This window comes from Burkholderia crassaminum, from assembly GCF_964265005.1.
Taxonomy (GTDB): domain Bacteria; phylum Pseudomonadota; class Gammaproteobacteria; order Burkholderiales; family Burkholderiaceae; genus Burkholderia.
In genome coordinates this window covers 1,018,696-1,034,177 of record NZ_OZ183801.1, presented here as the reverse complement: position 1 = coordinate 1,034,177, position 15,482 = coordinate 1,018,696, and the positions used below count along the sequence as shown (strand labels likewise).

Annotated in this window: 14 protein-coding genes and 3 pseudogenes; 7 read left to right on the top strand and 10 right to left on the bottom strand. The window is 68.0% G+C overall.

Annotated elements, in window-relative coordinates; genetic code table 11:
• The first annotated feature begins 10 nt into the window (after positions 1-10).
• Together deoA and ACPTTF_RS37760 are read left to right on the top strand one after the other, a co-directional pair.
• Positions 11-1,327 carry a thymidine phosphorylase gene (deoA, locus tag ACPTTF_RS37765; protein WP_423372556.1) on the top strand — a complete coding sequence of 439 codons (1,317 nt, stop codon included), beginning with the start codon at positions 11-13 and terminating at the stop codon, positions 1,325-1,327.
• A gap of 112 nt (positions 1,328-1,439) precedes the next feature.
• Positions 1,440-1,829, top strand: a complete 390-nt coding sequence (locus ACPTTF_RS37760; RefSeq protein ID WP_423372555.1) for a cytidine deaminase — start codon at positions 1,440-1,442, stop codon at positions 1,827-1,829.
• Between the two features lie 26 nt (positions 1,830-1,855).
• Here the strand turns inward: ACPTTF_RS37760 and ACPTTF_RS37755 are convergent, their stop codons facing one another.
• The 4 genes from ACPTTF_RS37755 to msrB all read right to left on the bottom strand — a co-directional run bounded on the left by ACPTTF_RS37755 (position 1,856) and on the right by msrB (position 6,505).
• Positions 1,856-2,971 (bottom strand): Rieske 2Fe-2S domain-containing protein, encoded by a 1,116-nt coding sequence (locus ACPTTF_RS37755; RefSeq protein WP_423372554.1) that lies wholly within the window; start codon positions 2,969-2,971, stop codon positions 1,856-1,858.
• A gap of 253 nt (positions 2,972-3,224) precedes the next feature.
• Entirely contained in the window at positions 3,225-3,920 is a 696-nt protein-coding gene (gene msrA / locus ACPTTF_RS37750) for a peptide-methionine (S)-S-oxide reductase MsrA (protein ID WP_423372632.1), read from the bottom strand.
• 123 nt (positions 3,921-4,043) lie between these two features.
• Complete coding sequence (locus ACPTTF_RS37745; RefSeq protein ID WP_423372553.1) at positions 4,044-5,939, bottom strand: cytochrome c biogenesis protein DipZ; 1,896 nt, start codon at positions 5,937-5,939, stop codon at positions 4,044-4,046.
• 35 nt (positions 5,940-5,974) lie between these two features.
• Entirely contained in the window at positions 5,975-6,505 is a 531-nt protein-coding gene (msrB, locus tag ACPTTF_RS37740) for a peptide-methionine (R)-S-oxide reductase MsrB (RefSeq protein ID WP_423372552.1), read from the bottom strand.
• 121 nt (positions 6,506-6,626) lie between these two features.
• Between msrB and ACPTTF_RS37735 the strand changes: the two are divergent.
• Positions 6,627-6,857: pseudogene (locus ACPTTF_RS37735) on the top strand (DDE-type integrase/transposase/recombinase); the annotation flags it as partial.
• 86 nt (positions 6,858-6,943) lie between these two features.
• On the opposite strand, the gene ACPTTF_RS37730 reads toward ACPTTF_RS37735, so the two are convergent.
• A complete protein-coding gene (locus ACPTTF_RS37730; protein WP_423372551.1) occupies positions 6,944-7,204 on the bottom strand; it encodes a hypothetical protein in 261 nt (86 codons plus the stop codon).
• Between the two features lie 330 nt (positions 7,205-7,534).
• Between ACPTTF_RS37730 and ACPTTF_RS37725 the strand changes: the two genes are divergently transcribed.
• On the top strand, positions 7,535-9,079 hold the full coding sequence (locus ACPTTF_RS37725; protein ID WP_423372550.1) for a hypothetical protein: 1,545 nt from the start codon (positions 7,535-7,537) through the stop codon (positions 9,077-9,079).
• Positions 9,080-9,172: 93 nt separating this feature from the next.
• A pseudogene (locus ACPTTF_RS37720) lies at positions 9,173-9,304 on the top strand (helix-turn-helix domain-containing protein); the annotation flags it as partial.
• 32 nt (positions 9,305-9,336) lie between these two features.
• Here ACPTTF_RS37720 and ACPTTF_RS37715 read toward each other — a convergent pair.
• The 3 genes and pseudogenes from ACPTTF_RS37715 to ACPTTF_RS37705 form a co-directional block, all read right to left on the bottom strand.
• Positions 9,337-9,471 (bottom strand): annotated as a pseudogene (locus tag ACPTTF_RS37715) (IS256 family transposase); the annotation flags it as partial.
• Positions 9,472-9,775: 304 nt separating this feature from the next.
• Entirely contained in the window at positions 9,776-10,129 is a 354-nt protein-coding gene (locus tag ACPTTF_RS37710) for a helix-hairpin-helix domain-containing protein (RefSeq protein WP_423372549.1), read from the bottom strand.
• 35 nt (positions 10,130-10,164) lie between these two features.
• Complete coding sequence (locus ACPTTF_RS37705; protein ID WP_423372548.1) at positions 10,165-11,973, bottom strand: B12-binding domain-containing radical SAM protein; 1,809 nt, start codon at positions 11,971-11,973, stop codon at positions 10,165-10,167.
• Positions 11,974-12,109: 136 nt separating this feature from the next.
• Between ACPTTF_RS37705 and ACPTTF_RS37700 the strand changes: the two genes are divergently transcribed.
• Positions 12,110-12,730 (top strand): glutathione S-transferase family protein, encoded by a 621-nt coding sequence (locus tag ACPTTF_RS37700; protein WP_423372547.1) that lies wholly within the window; start codon positions 12,110-12,112, stop codon positions 12,728-12,730.
• Positions 12,731-12,787: 57 nt separating this feature from the next.
• Positions 12,788-13,546, top strand: a complete 759-nt coding sequence (locus tag ACPTTF_RS37695; RefSeq protein ID WP_423372546.1) for a PIG-L deacetylase family protein — start codon at positions 12,788-12,790, stop codon at positions 13,544-13,546.
• On the opposite strand, the gene ACPTTF_RS37690 is transcribed toward ACPTTF_RS37695, so the two are convergent.
• Both ACPTTF_RS37690 and ACPTTF_RS37685 read right to left on the bottom strand, forming a co-directional pair.
• On the bottom strand, positions 13,501-14,364 hold the full coding sequence (locus tag ACPTTF_RS37690; protein WP_423372545.1) for a glycosyltransferase family 2 protein: 864 nt from the start codon (positions 14,362-14,364) through the stop codon (positions 13,501-13,503). The genes ACPTTF_RS37695 and ACPTTF_RS37690 overlap by 46 nt on opposite strands.
• Positions 14,361-15,482 (bottom strand): Gfo/Idh/MocA family protein, encoded by a 1,122-nt coding sequence (locus ACPTTF_RS37685; RefSeq protein WP_423372544.1) that lies wholly within the window; start codon positions 15,480-15,482, stop codon positions 14,361-14,363. The genes ACPTTF_RS37690 and ACPTTF_RS37685 overlap by 4 nt, the downstream gene beginning before the upstream one ends.

Here is a 15,482-nt window from a genome sequence, read left to right as displayed (position 1 = left end):
AGAGGCAACGATGTTTTTACCGCAGGAATTCATTCGCCGGAAGCGCGACGGGCAGCCGCTCGATCGCGACGGGATTGCCGCGTTCGTACGCGGCGTGACCGACGGCAGCGTGACCGAGGGCCAGGTGGCGGCATTCGCGATGGCCGTGTTTTTCAACGACCTGAGCACCGATGAGCGTGTCGCGCTGACGCTCGCGCAGCGCGACTCGGGCGACGTGCTCGACTGGCGCACGCTCGATCTCGGCGGGCCGGTGATCGACAAGCATTCGACCGGCGGCGTCGGCGATGTCGTGTCGCTGATGCTCGGGCCGATGGTGGCCGCGTGCGGCGGCTACGTGCCGATGATCTCGGGGCGCGGGCTCGGCCATACCGGCGGCACGCTCGACAAGCTGAGCGCGATTCCCGGCTACGACGTGACGCCCGATACCGACGCGTTTCGCCGCACGGTGCGCGACGTCGGCGTCGCGATCATCGGGCAGACGGCGCGACTGGCGCCGGCCGACATGCGCATCTATGCGATTCGCGACGTGACGGCGACAGTCGAATCGATCGCGATGATCACCGCGTCGATCCTGTCGAAGAAGCTCGCGGCCGGGCTCGACGGGCTCGTGATGGACGTCAAGGTCGGCTCCGGCGCATTCATGCCGACTGCTGAGCAGTCCGCGGAACTGGCGCGCAGCATCGTCGACGTCGGCAACGGCGCCGGCATGAAGACGACCGCGATCCTCACCGACATGAACCAGTCGCTCGCGCCGTGCGCGGGCAATGCGCTCGAAGTGGCGTGCGCGATCGACTACCTGACGGGCAAGTCGCGTCCGGCGCGCCTGCATGACGTCACGATGGCGCTGTCGGCGGAGTTGCTCGTCACCGGCGGGCTGGCGCGCGACGTCGCGGCGGCGCGCGTGAAGTTGCAGCATGCGCTCGATTCGGGGGCGGCGGCGGAACGCTTCGCGAGGATGGTCACGGCGCTCGGCGGCCCCGCGGACCTGATCGATGCACCCGCGCGTCATCTTGCGCGGGCGGAGGTGATCGTACCGGTTCCGTCGCGTGCGAGCGGCGTGGTGCAGCGGGTCGATTGCCGCGCGCTCGGGCTGGCGGTCGTGGCGCTCGGCGGCGGCCGCACGCGCGCGGCGGATGCGATCGACTACAGCGTCGGCCTGACGGCGCTCGCGGAGATCGGGCAGCGTGTCGAAGCCGGCCAGCCGCTCGGTTTCGTGCATGCTCGCGACGCCTCTGCCGCCGCGCACGCGGTGGATGCGGTCCAGCGCAGCTACGTGCTGGGCGAGACGGGCGAGGTGCCGCCGACCCTCTATCAGCAGATCGGCTGACCGATCGCACGGCGCGGACACCGGCGATCGCTTCACGTCACGGGCTTGTCGTGACGGCCGGGATGCGACCGTGACGATGCATCCCGGCACACACAATCGGAGGCACGACGAGATGGAACGACACGAACTGATCGAAGCGGCGAAGGCGGCACGCGAACGCGCGTATGCGCCGTATTCCCGCTTCAAGGTCGGCGCGGCGCTACAGGCGCGCGACGGGACGATTTTTCACGGCTGCAATGTCGAGAACGCGTCTTATGGACTCTGCAATTGCGCGGAACGCACGGCGATGTTTTCGGCCATTGCCGCCGGGTATCGTCCGGGGGATTTCACGCGGCTCGCGGTCGTGGGCGACACGGACGGCCCGATCGCGCCGTGCGGCGCGTGCCGCCAGGTGATCATCGAGATCGGCACACCCGACATTGAAGTGATCCTGGCCAACCTGAAAGGGGCCGTCGAGGTCACGACGGCCCAGGCTTTGCTGCCGGGCGCGTTCCGGTTGTAACGGCGCGCGACGGCGCGCCGCTTACGTCACGCGCCGTCGCGCGCTTCGCGGATCGGGATCACCGTGCGCGCGCCGCACTGGCGCAGCAGGTCGCGCAGCTCGTTGATGACCGGAAACACCTCGTGGTTCCAGTCGGCGCCCTGGCGATCGTGCGCTTCCTGCTCGCGCTCGACGATCCAGCGATCCTCGCGGAAGATGCGCTCGGTGAACCAGACGAGCAACGGCCACGCGAGATCGAGCGCGAACGGTATGCCGGGTTTGTGGATCGACAGCAGTCCGAACGTGCGGTTGGTGCGCTGTTCGGCGTCGAGCGGTACGTAGACGATCCACAGGTCCATCACGAGCGTGCCTTCGCTCGAGCGGATCTGCAGCGTCTGGTACGGATAGCCGGTACGCACCGTCATCACGCTCTTGTCCGCCTGCTCGCCCGGCTTCTTGCTCGCGCCGAACACGAGCGCCTCGCCGACCGGCTGCTTGCCTTCCATCCGCGCGAACGTGTAGTCGACCTCGACCCAGTCGTCGCCGCGGCGCCGGCCGACCGAGCGCGCACGCATCTGCCCCATCTGCTTGCGATGCAGGAACTGGTGGTTCATGTCCATCAGGTTCTCGTGCATGAACGAGTAGTGGCACTTGACCTCGCGGCCGAAGCGGCGCGTCTTGAACGCGCGGTCGTCCGCCGATTCGAGCGCGGGGAACGGCCGCGCGTCGGCGAGCGTCGCGTCGCCCGGGAACACGAAGATCAGCCCGTGCGCTTCGCGGCACGGATACGCGCGCACGCCGTTGGGCAAGCGCTCGCGGCCGAGGTACGGCACGTCGACGCAGCGGCCGCTGTCGCACGCGTAGGTCCAGCCGTGATAGCAGCAGCGCAGCGTCTCGCCGCTCACGACGCCCGCGTGCAGCGGCACCTGGCGGTGCGCGCAACGATCCTCGAGCGCGTACACGGCGCCGGATTCGGTGCGCACGAGCACGATCGGATCGCCGGAGAAGCGCACGCCGAGTGTCTTGCCGCGTTTCAGCTCGCGCGACCACGCGAGCGGATACCAGTGATCGGGATGAATCGGCACGCGGCGCAAATCGCGCACGACCGCGCCGGCAGAGGGTTCTCCAAGGGTGCCGCTGTCTGGGAAGGGCACTGCTCGCATGCGTGACTTCTCCGTGCTGGAGTGGGATTCCGGCCGCCGCATGATGCGGCGGGGATCTGGAGCAGTCTACGCGAAGTTGCCTGTCGCGGCGGACGCGATGCGGGTTTGCCCCGGCACGGCGGCCGCGGTTTCTTTGATGCGGCACAATTCGGGCCGAACGCGGCGCGCCGGCCGTGCGTGGCCGCTCGGGCCTTGGCCGCACGGCGGGCGTTACCCCGTCAACCCTTCACCCCGACGCGCGGCCGCGTGGCGGTCACGAGCGCGCATCGCGCCACAGCACCGCGTCGGTGCGGTACAGCGTCGGGAAGTACTGCTTCAGCCCGGTGATCTTCGGCATGTCGTTGTACGCGATGTACGGCGCATCGGGGTGCAGCTCGAGGTAGTTCTGGTGATAGGCCTCGGCCGGGTAGAACCCCTTGTAGTTCTCGACGCGCGTGACGACGGGCGCCGGAAACACGTGCGCGGTGCCGAGCTGCGCGATGTACGCGGTCGCGACCGCGCGTTGCTGCGCGTTGGTCGGGAAGATCGCCGACCGGTATTGCGAGCCCTCGTCGGGGCCCTGCCGGTTGAGCTCGGTCGGATCGTGCGCGACGGAGAAGAACACCTGCAGCAGCCGGCCGTACGTGATCTGCGTCGGGTCGTAGACGATGCGAACCGATTCCGCGTGCCCGGTCAGCCCCGAGCCGACGAGCGCATAGTGCGCGGTTTCGGATGCGCCGCCCGCATAGCCGGCCGTGACCTGCTTCACGCCCTTCACGTGTTCGAACACGCCTTGCACGCCCCAGAAGCAGCCTCCGGCGAACACGGCCGTCTCGTCGTGCGATGCGCCGGGCGTTTCGTCGAGCGTTGGCGCGGGCACGGTGCGCATCGGTTCGGCGGAGTTGACGATGCGCTGGTAGCCGAACACGGCGAGCGCCGCGACGACGATGGCGCCGATGCGGCGCAGCATCGCCGTGCGCCGTTGCGGCGCGGGACCGCGGGGAGAGTTGATGTTCACGGTGTGCTCCTTCGGAAGGCGGAATGGAAAGCGGGTGGCCCGGAGGCGGCGCTGGTGCACCACCTCCGGCCGGGATCAGCCGAACGTGAACGCATACGCATTCACGCCGGGATCGAGAAACTCGATCGCGAAGGTGCGATCGGCGATCGCGCCGGGCTGCCGCACCAGCTGGTACAGGCGTTGCCCGGTCACGGTGCCGTAGCCTTGCGCGTCGACGTCGCTGCCGTGCGCGGCGCCAGGTGCCGCGCCGTCGAGCGTCACGCGAAAGCGCACCGGCTTGCCGTCTTCGCCGGGGCCGAGCACCAGGTGCAGGTCGCGTGCATGGAAGCGGTAGACGATGCGGCCGGCCGGCGCCGCGAGCGTCGCGCGTTCGGCGCCGACCCGCCACATGCCGGCGAGACCCCAGTCGTTGAGATCGGGACGGGCCGGCTCGGCGTAGTGGTACGCCGCGTCGCGCACCACACCGCCGGGCGACACGAAATCCTCGGCGCGTGCGTAGCCGACGTAGGTCTCGGGCGAGCGGACGTCCGCGCTGTCGGCCGCCGCGAGCGCACCCTTCGCGGGCGCGCCGGCGAGCCCGAGCGGCACGTTCAGCGCTTCCGGATGGCCGGCCTCGGCGAGCAGCGACTGGATCGCGCGCTCCGATTCCGCGTATTCGCCTTCGCCGAAGTGGTGGCGGCGCACGCGCCCCTGCGCGTCGACGAAGTAGTGCGCGGGCCAGTATTCGTTGTTGAACGCGCGCCAGATCGCGAAGCGGTTGTCGATCGCGACCGGGAAGTCGATGCCGAGGTCGTGCACGGCCTTCTTCACGTTGCCGATGTCGCGCTCGAATGCGAACTCCGGCGCGTGCACGCCGATCACGACGAGCCCGTACGGCGCGTACTTGCGCGCCCACGCAGTCGTGTACGGCAGCGTGCGCAGGCAGTTGATGCACGAATACGTCCAGAAATCGACCAGCACCACCTTGCCGCGCAGGGCGGCCGCCGTCAGCGGCGGCGAGTTCAGCCACTGCACCGCGCCGTCGAGCGACGGCAGCGTGCCTTCGACGGGCAGCGCGGCAGGCGCATGCGTCGTATCCACCGCGCGCATCATCGCGCCGCCGGCCTGTGCGGCATCGGCTGTCGCGGCCATCATCGCGCCGGCTGAACCGTTCGCGGCGCCGTTTGCCGGGCTGTCCGCCGCGCTTTCTGTCGCGTTTTCCGCCGAACCGCCGGCCGTGGCCATTACCGCCGGCGCGCTGTTCGAATGCCCGCCGAGCCGGTCGACGAGCTTCGTCTCGAGCCCGCCCGTCGTGACGGTCGACAGTTGGGCGAGCGCGCCCGTATCGAGGCCGAGCGCGATCGCGCCGACGCCGGCCAGCAGCGCCGCGCCGATCCCGCGCTTGATCCATTCACCGGCGCCGAGCGAGCGTTTCATCGCGGCGAACACCTTGCCGCCGATCACGAGCGCGACGCCGAGCGACGTCGCCGCGCCGGCCGCATACGCGACCAGCAGCAGCGTCGTGCCGACGCTTGCACCGCGCAGCGCGGCGCCGGTCAGCACGAGCCCGAGGATCGGGCCCGCGCACGGCGCCCACAAGAGGCCGGTCGCGACGCCGAGCAGCAGTGACGACGCGGGGCCGGCCGGGCGGCCGTCGCGTTGCGCGAAGCCGGTGAGCCGGTTGCCGGCGGCGACCAGCGGGCGCGTCAGGTGCTCCGCGAGGCGCGGCATCAGCAGTGTCAGGCCGAATACCGCGAGCAGCACGATGGCGACCCAGCGGCCGGCCTGGTTGGCTTGCGCGACCCAGCCACCGCCGACTGCCGCGAGCGTTGCGACGACGGCGAACGTGAACGCCATGCCGGCCAGCAGCGGCAGGCCGGTGCGCACGAACGGCTGGTCGGCGCGCGCGAACACGAACGGCAGCACGGGCAGGATGCACGGGCTCAGGATCGTGAGCACGCCGCCGAGGTAGGCAAGGACGATGAGCAGCATGGTGCGTTCTCCAGTCGGTCAGGAGTGGGGCCGGATCAGGCGACGGCAGGGTGGAAGGCGAGGGCGAGGCCGTTCATGCAGTAGCGCAGGCCGGTCGGCTGCGGGCCGTCATCGAACACGTGGCCGAGATGGCCGCCGCAGCGGCGGCAGTGCACTTCGGTGCGGATCATCCCGAACGACGCGTCGGTATTGGTGGCAACCGCGTGGTCGAGCGGCTTCCAGAAGCTCGGCCAGCCCGTATGGCTGTCGAACTTGGTGGCCGACGAGAACAGCGCGAGATCGCAGCCGGCGCACGCGAACGTGCCGTGCCGGTGCTCGTCGTTCAGCGGGCTGGTGTACGGCCGCTCGGTGCCGGCTTCGCGCAGGACCGAGTACTGGGCGGGCGTGAGCCGGCGATGCCATTCGGCGTCGCTGAGGGTGACTTCGAAAGGGGTGGCTGGCTGCGGGGTGGCTGGCGACTCGGCGAACGCGCGGCCGACCAGCGCGCGGCGGCCGACGGACGACAGGGTCGCAAGCGCGGCGAGGCCGGTGGCGCCGGCGAACAGCAGATGTCTGCGGGTGGGCATGATGGGCTCCTGGCAGCAGGTCCTGAAAACATGCGCCTATCGTAGTCAGCGGCCGGTGTCGAAGTCCTCACGGAAAGTTAAATGAATCGTGAAGGTTGGGGTGTTACGTTGGGGGGCGCTGGACAAGGCGGCGGCCAAACGGTTGATGCGCAAGCTGCTCAAGCGCCACGGCCGCCCGTGCGCCGTCGTGACGGACAAGTTGCGCAGCTATGCGGCGGCTAGCCACGAACCGGGCCTGAACACCGAGCGCCGGCAGCACAAGGGGCTGAACAACCGAGCGGAGAATTCGCACCAGCCGACCCGGGTGCGCGAGAAGGTAATGCGGCGTTTAAACCGTGGATCTCAATGCCAAACAGAACCGTCCTTGCGGCACACCTTCTGAAAGAAAAACCATGCTCGGCCGAAAATCACGCCCACGGTGCGTGCAAGTTATCGCATTCATGGAAAGATGGAATTGAAGGCAACCACATAGTCAAAACCGACATTCCCTGCGTGTTTTGTTTGATAGTGCCGCAACCGGTTTCGCGTGGTATCGATGCTCCACGATCCCCATCCATACATTTCCTTGGGGAGGTTATGAAATGCATAGGCAAGATCGTGCGCCTGCTCTCCATCCAGATAGCGAAGTTCGACAAAGGCGGACGCAATCAAGTCGCAGAGCGCTTCGCGTTGTTTTTCAGTTGGCAACGTATCGTCCATGAATCAATTCACTAGTGTCTATTTATATTCGACGAGGCATGGGTGCGAATCGAGTCCACCTGACCCGGCAAGAAAGGCGGCCCTGGGCGATCCGGGACCGAAATTGGGCTAGCCTACACATCGTAGAAGCATTTTTCTTGCGGAACGAAGCTGCGGGCCTCTCTCCGACCGAAGCTGGGGCCTCCGCTCTGAATTTCATGCCTGATCCGATAGACAAAACGAAAGATCGGGCTAAAGAATTCGATTCATCTGACGATAAAGCAGTCTGAGCATTCCGTAATACCAGCGCGCCCGCACTACAAGCGGGTAACAAGAACGCATTGGAAAGCCATGTCTACTCTATCGTCCCTGAACGTCGCCACGACCGCTGCGCTTGCTCCACTCGCGGATTCTGCGGGCCCTGTCCCCGCCGGATCGGCGAACGCAATCGACCGGCCGAGTGCGGCGCTGTCTTCGCCGTCGACCATTGTCACGATTCCCTCCTCCCTCGGCGTTGCGGTGCTTGAAACCTATACGCCGGACGGGACGCTGGCCGGCGTCACGCCGACAGTCGCCACGGCCAACGACAGTGGCGACGCCGTGACGCTCCGGATGCTGGGCAATTACACCACCGCGCAGACGATGACGGCGCAGTTCTCCGGTGTCGGCAGTGCGCTGCTCGATCGTTTCAAGACGACGGACAGCGATTTTTCGCAGTCGGTCAGCACGACCGGCGGCATTGGTTTACCGTCGCTGCAAGGACCCGACGGCAAGATCCACCTCACGGTTAAAACGAACAGCGGCGTGACGGTCGACATCGAGCTCGACAGCGGGGGCGGCAGCCTCTCGGCCAGCATTACGAGCAGCGGCAAACTCAGCGACAGCGAACGCAGCGCCGTGGCCCAGCTTGCCGACGGTTTTCAGCGGGCCATCGACAGCCTGGGTGCCACACCGCCAAAACTCGACCTGAGCGGCCTGACGCAATTCGACACGTCGGCGCTCGCTTCCGTGAATTTTCAGTACAACGTCACCAACGACGGCAGCGCGAACATTTCGGCCAGCTATTCGCAAAGTCGCGCCTCTCGAAGCTTGAGCATCAAGAGTGCGGAAGGGGTCATCGACGTCAGCGTCGACACGAGCAATTCGGCGCTTTGGGGGACGAGTTCGCAACGTGCTGCGTCCGTTGCCAGCTATCTGCAGCAGTTCGATCAGGCGAATTCGCGAGGGCACGGCAATGCGGCGCTGATGTCGATGTTCGAAGACGGCTTCGCGCAGATGAACGCGGACTACGGGACGCCGTCGGGGCAAGTGTTGCCGGGTGCAGCCTACGCGCCAGCGCTGCAGCAGGCGAATCAGGCAATGTTGACGGGACTCGGCGATTTCAGCGCATCGATCAAGGATGCGACGACGTCTCCGAATCCGATGCATCCCGGCGAAGTCGACTCGTTTTCCTATCAGGTATCGCAAACCACGCAACTCACCGGCTCGCAACGCGACGGACAGATCATGCAGCGTCAGCAGTCCCATTTGAGCGCGAGCTACCATCGGGCGCTGTCGGGCGGCGGCGAACCGGTACTGACGTCGTCGCGCTTGTCGCAGAACTATCGCTACGTGCAAATCGACGATAGCGCCAGCAGCACAGTGCAGATCGCAACGAAACGCGGAGTGCTGCAGGCGGCGTCGTTGAATCAGTCGTCCGACCGGAAGACACGCGATTCGATGTACGAAGCCGGCCGGCTGATTTCGGATGTGACCACGCCGGAAGAAACGTCCCGGTCGTCGGATCTGCTCGCATTGCTCAAACCGCTGCTCGACAACGGTGACGCTACGCGCAACAGCGTTGAGTGGCAGCAGGCGCTTTCACGCGTCCATGCAATGGTCTTGCTGGGCGCGTAATTTTCGCCGGCGATCGGGAGATTGTGTCGCTTGAGATGTGTGATTCGCGGACATCGTTTCAACTAATACGGGACGATGGAACGTGAAATCTCGATGCGATTACGTTGGGTACGCATATCTCAAGAGACCGGCAATGCCGGTCTCGTATGCGCGCGTTGTGGCATCTCCAGGCCAACGCTTCGCAAGTGGCTGCGCCGCTACCAGGAAGCGGGAGGAGAGGGGGTGTCAGGAGCTCCGTATTCAAGGCAGGTTGAGATTCACGCGGATGATCGAATGAATCGATCCCCGTAAAGGATGGCGAGCTGGTTCACAGCCGCCTTCCAGTCATGAGCGGCACGCCCCCAATCGGCAGTAATGTTTCGTAGTGCAAACCAGATGGGCTTGGTGGCGGCTGTCAGCGCTCCAGGTGAGTTGACATTGGTCTTCGCGACGCTGGGTTCGGCGACATCTTTACTTCGCAAGCGGTGACGACTTTATTTTGGTCTGCGGCTGCGGCTGCGGCTGCGGCTGCGGCTGCGGCTGCGGCTGCGGACGCTGGGGCACGCGCTGCATAGCTGAGGGCGATGCCGGCACGGGGGGATGCGATCGAACCCGCGCAAGCGTCTCTCGGCGCCGACCTGCTCGTCTGCTACCGGCGCGCGTGCCGCCGGTTCGTGGCGATCGGGCGGCGCGCCCCCTGGCTGGCGGCCGTCCGGCTCAGCCCGGCCGCCGTCCGCACACATCGCACGGCAGGCCGGCGGGCGTGTCGCAGGCGGCGGGAGAGGCGCCGCTCATGACGCGCTTGCGCGCGTCGGTGAAGGCCCACCACGGCTCGGGCGGATCGCCCGCCATGAACCGCGTCACGGAAATGAACACATCGATCACGCACGGGTCGTGGCGCGTCGCGGTGCGCATGCACAGCTCGTCGTAAAGGCAAAACGGACACCGGCCGACGAGATCGGCGGGGCGGCCGATGCCGATCTGCACGAGGTCGGCGGCGGACGCCGGGCCGATATTGGGCAGGTCGGTCAGCTTGACGACGCGGGTTCGGTCTACCTTGGCGGGATTCATCGTGAAGTCGGTCGGGAATGGGGCAGCGGCCCGTGTCACCAGCAGGGCGTGCCGCCGCCAGTATACGTTTTTGCGATCGGGAAGTTTCGCGTGTCGGTGGTCGACGTGATCTGGCTCAGGTCGGCGCCCGCCCGCAGCAGCGCCCGCCCGAGCCGCAACTGGCGGGTCCGGATCTCGTCGATCGCGGAACGGAAATACTGTTCGACATCCGCCACGTCGCGCCGGTGCGTTTCCGCATCCAGCCGGTCCGCCAGCACCGCGTCGAGGCTCGACGTGAAGAACGCGAAATTGAACTCGGACATCTCCTTGTGCTTCGCGTACAACCCCGAGCGAAACTCGCGGATCAGCTCGACGACCGACGGGGTGTGCCGAAAGCGCCGCTGGGTGCGCGACAGGAAAGTCGACAGCACCACGTTGAAGGTCTCGAATTCGAACACGGCGGACTGATCGGTGATGACGCCGCGCTCGTGATAGTCGTCGTTGTTGTAGAGCGACGCGAAGTGATGCGCCAGCTTCGCCACCGCTTCATCCTGGTAGCGGTAGCCATAGTGGTCGAGCGATTGCCAGTAGTCCGCGTTCAGCAGGCCGTCGTGCTCCATCTTGCCGATCAACGGCGTGCCCGGATAGATTTCCAGCCGCTCGGTGAGCCGGCGCAGATTGTGGCCGTTGTTGCGGCGCAGGAATTCGGCATTCCGACGCAACGTGTCGACGGTCGAGTACGGGTGGAACTGGATGAATCCCATCGCGAGATAGATGCCGTGCTCGCGCAGCAGCCGGATGATCCGCTCGTTGTCTTCGACGCTCGCGCGCTTCTGCCACAGGGCGAGCTCCTCGGTGGTGCCCGACTCGATCCCCACGTTGACCTTCTCGAGGCCGGACTCGAACAGCAACTGCAGCAGCTCGGCATCGTCGTCGGTCCAGTTTTCCGCGCGCATGCAGACGTTGTAGTAGATGTCGAGCTTGCGATCGAGAATCCCGTTCGCGATCTCCCGGATTCGCCCCTTGCCGATGCGCCGTCCGTCCGGATCCTCGAAGGTGGAATCGATGAAGTCGTAGGTGCGGAACTGGTACGCGTCGACGAGATGGGTGAGCTCGTCCAGCACCGACGCGGCCGAGCGGCCGCGCCAGCCCTTGCCCGGCTGGATCTTGTTGCCTGCGTGCGGCGCGCTGCAGAACGTGCAGCGCGCGACGCAGCCGCGGCTCGTGCTGATGCGGATGTACTCCAGCTTGCCGCCGTGCAGCTCGAGCTGGTCGCGCGACGGGAAGGGCAGGTCGTCGAGGTTGTGCATCATCATCCGCAACGGGGTCTGCACCGGTTCACCGTCTGCGTTGCGAAAGCAGATGCCCGGGCAGGTGTCGAGCGGCAGGTTCAGGTACAGCCGCTGCACCAGCTCGAAAATGGTCGGCTCGCCTTCGCCGACCGCGACGATGTCCGTGTGCGGGCAGTTGCGCAGCACGTCGACCCCGGCATAGGTGCCGGCCGGCCCGCCGCACACGATGCGCGTGCCGGGCAGGCGCGCGCGGACCTGCTCGGAGAAGCCGCCGAACGTCACGATGTTCAGGCTCATCAGCGTGAAACACGTCATGTCCGGCGCGAACGCGGCAAGCGTGTCGAGTGCGGCGTCCTTGTCGTCCCGCACTTCCATGATCACGCAGGTGAAGCCGGCGCGGCGCAGCACCGCCGCCATGTAGGCGACGCCGAGATGCTCCGGCGACATCACGAGGTCGCCCTCCAGGAATATCACGAACGCGACCTTGAAGCGGGCGGGATCGGTGACGCGCGAGTCCAGCTCGAAATGATATTCACGCTCGAGCGGCGCATTTCGCATATCGATTAATTGCATGGTCAGCCTCGAAAGAACTATGCTCGTGTCGTTAAAAAAAAGCGGTCGTTGCGGGAAAGGCCGGGAAGGCCGGATGCGCCCGGATCGGTCGCGCAGCCGCCGCGTTGTTCATTGCCGTATTCACTTGCCCGAAGTCATGCATTCAAAACCATCCATTCGTCTCCATCGTTTCTCGCTGTCCGGCCATTCGCACAGCGTCGCGTTGTTCGCTTCGCTGCTGAAGCTCCCGATCGAGACGATCGAAGTCGACCTGCTGCGCGGCGAGCACCGCACGCCGGCCTTTCTCGCGCTCAATCCGCTCGGTCAGGTGCCGGTGCTCGAGGACGGCACGCTCGTCCTGTCGGACTCCCATGCAATCCTCGTCTACCTCGCCGAGCGCTATGGCGCGCGTCACTGGCGCGGCGCGGACGCGCCGCCCGGCGCCGTGCAGCGCTTCCTGTCGCTCGCGGCGGGGGAGCTCGCGTTCGGCCCCGCCGTGCTGCGTCGTCACGCGCTGTTCGGCGGGCAGCACGATCTGGTGCGCGCGCGTGCGCTGTCCGAGCGGCTGTGCGCGTTCTTCGAGCAGCATCTCGCGGGCCGTGATTTCCTGCTCGGCGCGCAGCCGTCGATCGCCGACGTGGCCTGCCATACGTACCTCGCGCAAGCGCCGGTAGGCGGGTTCGCGCTGGACCCGTATCCGCGCCTGCGCGCGTGGATCGCGCGCATCGAAGCGCTCGACGGTTTCATCCCGCTGGCCGACGGCATGGCGCACGCATGACCGCCATGACGCCAAGGCCCATCCGGACTGCATCGTTCGTTCTCCACTCGATCCCGCATGAACTCGACCGCCCGACTCGTTCCTGACGGCCGCCTCGTGCTGCTGTCGCCCCATCTCGACGACGCCGTGTGGTCGCTCGGCGGCGCGGTGCCGGCGTGGCGCCGCGACCGCGAGGTCACGATCGTCACGCTGTGCGACGGCGACGCGGAGCCCGCCGTCGCCGCGCGCCTGACCGAGCCGGCGCACCGCTGGCGTGCGTTCGGCGGCGTCGCCGCGCGGCGCGACGAAGACGCCCGCGCCGCGGCCATGCTCGGGTGCGCGCGCATCGGCCTCGGCCACCAGGACGCCGCACTGCGCGCGTCGCCGGCCGGTGAATTCGAATGCCCGGCGCCGGACGCGCTATTCGCGGCGTCCGGCGACGTCGGCGCGCCCGTCGTGCCGGACGCGCTCGAAGCGCGCCTGCGCGCATTGCTGCGCCCGGATGACCAGGTCATCGCGCCGCTCGGCTTCGGCGGCCACGTCGACCATTGCATCGCCCACCTGCTCGCGCGGCGCCTGCCGCACACCGTCGCGTACTACGCCGAGTTTCCGTATTACGCGCCCGCGCATGCCGCCACGCTCGCCGAGCAGGTTCGCGCGCTCGGGCTGGCGGCGATGCCCGTCGCGCTCGAATGCGACTGGCCGGCGTGGGTCGACGCGAGCCTCTGCTATCGCAGCCAGGTGATCCGGCTGTTCGGCGGCCGCGCGCGCTTCATCGACGCGCTGTCGGCCTACGCCGGCGATACGCCGCGCTGCCTGATCTGGTCGACGCGCTGACGGTAGCGCTCGACCGAGCCGGCCGGCGACAGCAGCGCATCGAGCGCGTCCGCCTCCGGGCAGGCCGCGCGCTGCTGGAACCGCCGCAGGTTGTCGTGGTGCTCGTCCCAGCGCGCGGCGTTGTAATGCGACATGTGGTAGCCGCGCGCCTGCGGCGCGAGCCGCACCGGCACCCCGGACGCCCACAGGCGGAACGCGAAATCGATGTCCTCCATCCCCCAGCGGGTGCCATAGGCCTCGTCGAAGCCGCCGCCGGCAAGCCAGGTCGCGCGTGGCACGGACAGGTTCGCGCCGGCGCACGCGAGCCACGGCCAGCGGGCCGCCTCGGCGTGCTCGGCGGCCTGTTCGAGCGGATTGGCGACGGCGCGCGCGGTGCCCGGCGACCAGCATCCGGCGCGCAACGCCGCCGCGTCGATCGGGGGGCAGGACGGGCCGCCGAGCGCCGGATCGTCGACGCGCAACAGCCCGATCAGCTCCCTGAGCCCGCCGTGCACGAGGCCGGGCTGCTCCACCTGCGCGGACCGGTGGCAGGCCAGGAAGTCGGCCTGCACGAGGATGTCGTCGTCGACGAACACCAGCCATTCGCCGCGCGCGACGGTCGCGCCCGCGTTGCGGGCCGCCGCGCGGCCGACGCCGGGCGTTTCGACGACGCGTGCCGCCGGCGCGGCGGCGATCACCTGCCGGACCGCCGGCGTCGCGTTGTCCGCGACGATGACGAGCTCGACGTCGCCGCACCCGGACTGGCCGGCGAGGCCGGCCAGCGTCAGCGCCAGCCGGGGGGCCTTGCTGTGCGCCGGAACGATCACGCTCAGGCTCATGCCGCCACCTCGCCGGCCCGCGCCGGTTCGGTGGCCGGGCCGCCCGCACCGGCCCGCGCGGCCGGCGGGTAAAGCGCGGCCATCGCCGAGCCGAGCGAGCGCAGCTTCCGGTAGTCGGCGGACAGCGCCGCGCGCTCGCCCGCCGCCGCGCGGCCGGCGAGCGTCAGCGCGTCGCGCACGAAGGCCCGATACGGCGCGATGCGCTCCTCGGAAGGGCAGGCAAGCGCGTGCACGGCGCCGTCCTGCGTCAGCGTCAGGGTGGGCTCGCGCACGCCGTTGGTGCTGAACCCGAACGTGCAGCGCAATGCCAGCTCGCCGTTCTGGCCGTATGCGTGGATCACGGTTTCATCGTGTTCGCGATGCGACACCCACGCGGTCGACACACGCACGACCGCGCCCGTGTCGGCGAGCAGGCAGCCGAACAACTGCGTGTCGACGCTGAGCTCGGCGTCGGGCGCCGTCGCGTCGTCGCCGCGCCACGCGGCCAGCTGGGCCGCAGGGTCGCCGGCCGTCATGACCTGGTGGCTGAAGCCGGCCTGCACGAGCGGATAATCGAGCAGGCCGAGACCGACTTCGAGCAGATGCCAGCCGAGGTCGCCGCCGGATCCGGCGAGCGCGCTGCCGGCACGCGTGAACCAGGAGCCGGGGCGCGGAATACCGGCGCGGCGACGCCAGCCGACGTCGATGCAATGCGGCGCCCCGAGCGCGCCGTGCCGGGCGTGCTCGTACAGGCTGCGCACATCGCCGCGTCGCGACGAGGCCGACGTGACCCACAGCCCGCGCTGCCGCCGTTCGCTGAGGCCGATCAGGAACTCGGCCTCGGCGAGGCTGAAGCAGGCCGGCTTGTCGACGATGACGTGCAAGCCCCGCTCCAGCGCGAACGCGGCGTGCTCGACGTGATGGGCGTTCGGCGAGCAGACCAGCGCGAGATCGCAGCCGTCCAGCGCCGCGTCGTCCAGCGCGTGATGTACGCGGATGCCTGGAAAGCGCGCCGCCACCGCATCGCGCGCGTCTGCCGACGGATCGACGACGCTCGCGAGCGTGGCGCCGGCCTCCTCGAGCAGCGGGAGCCAGACGGTGCGGGCGACCCAGCCGCCGCCGATCGTCGCCGTACGCAT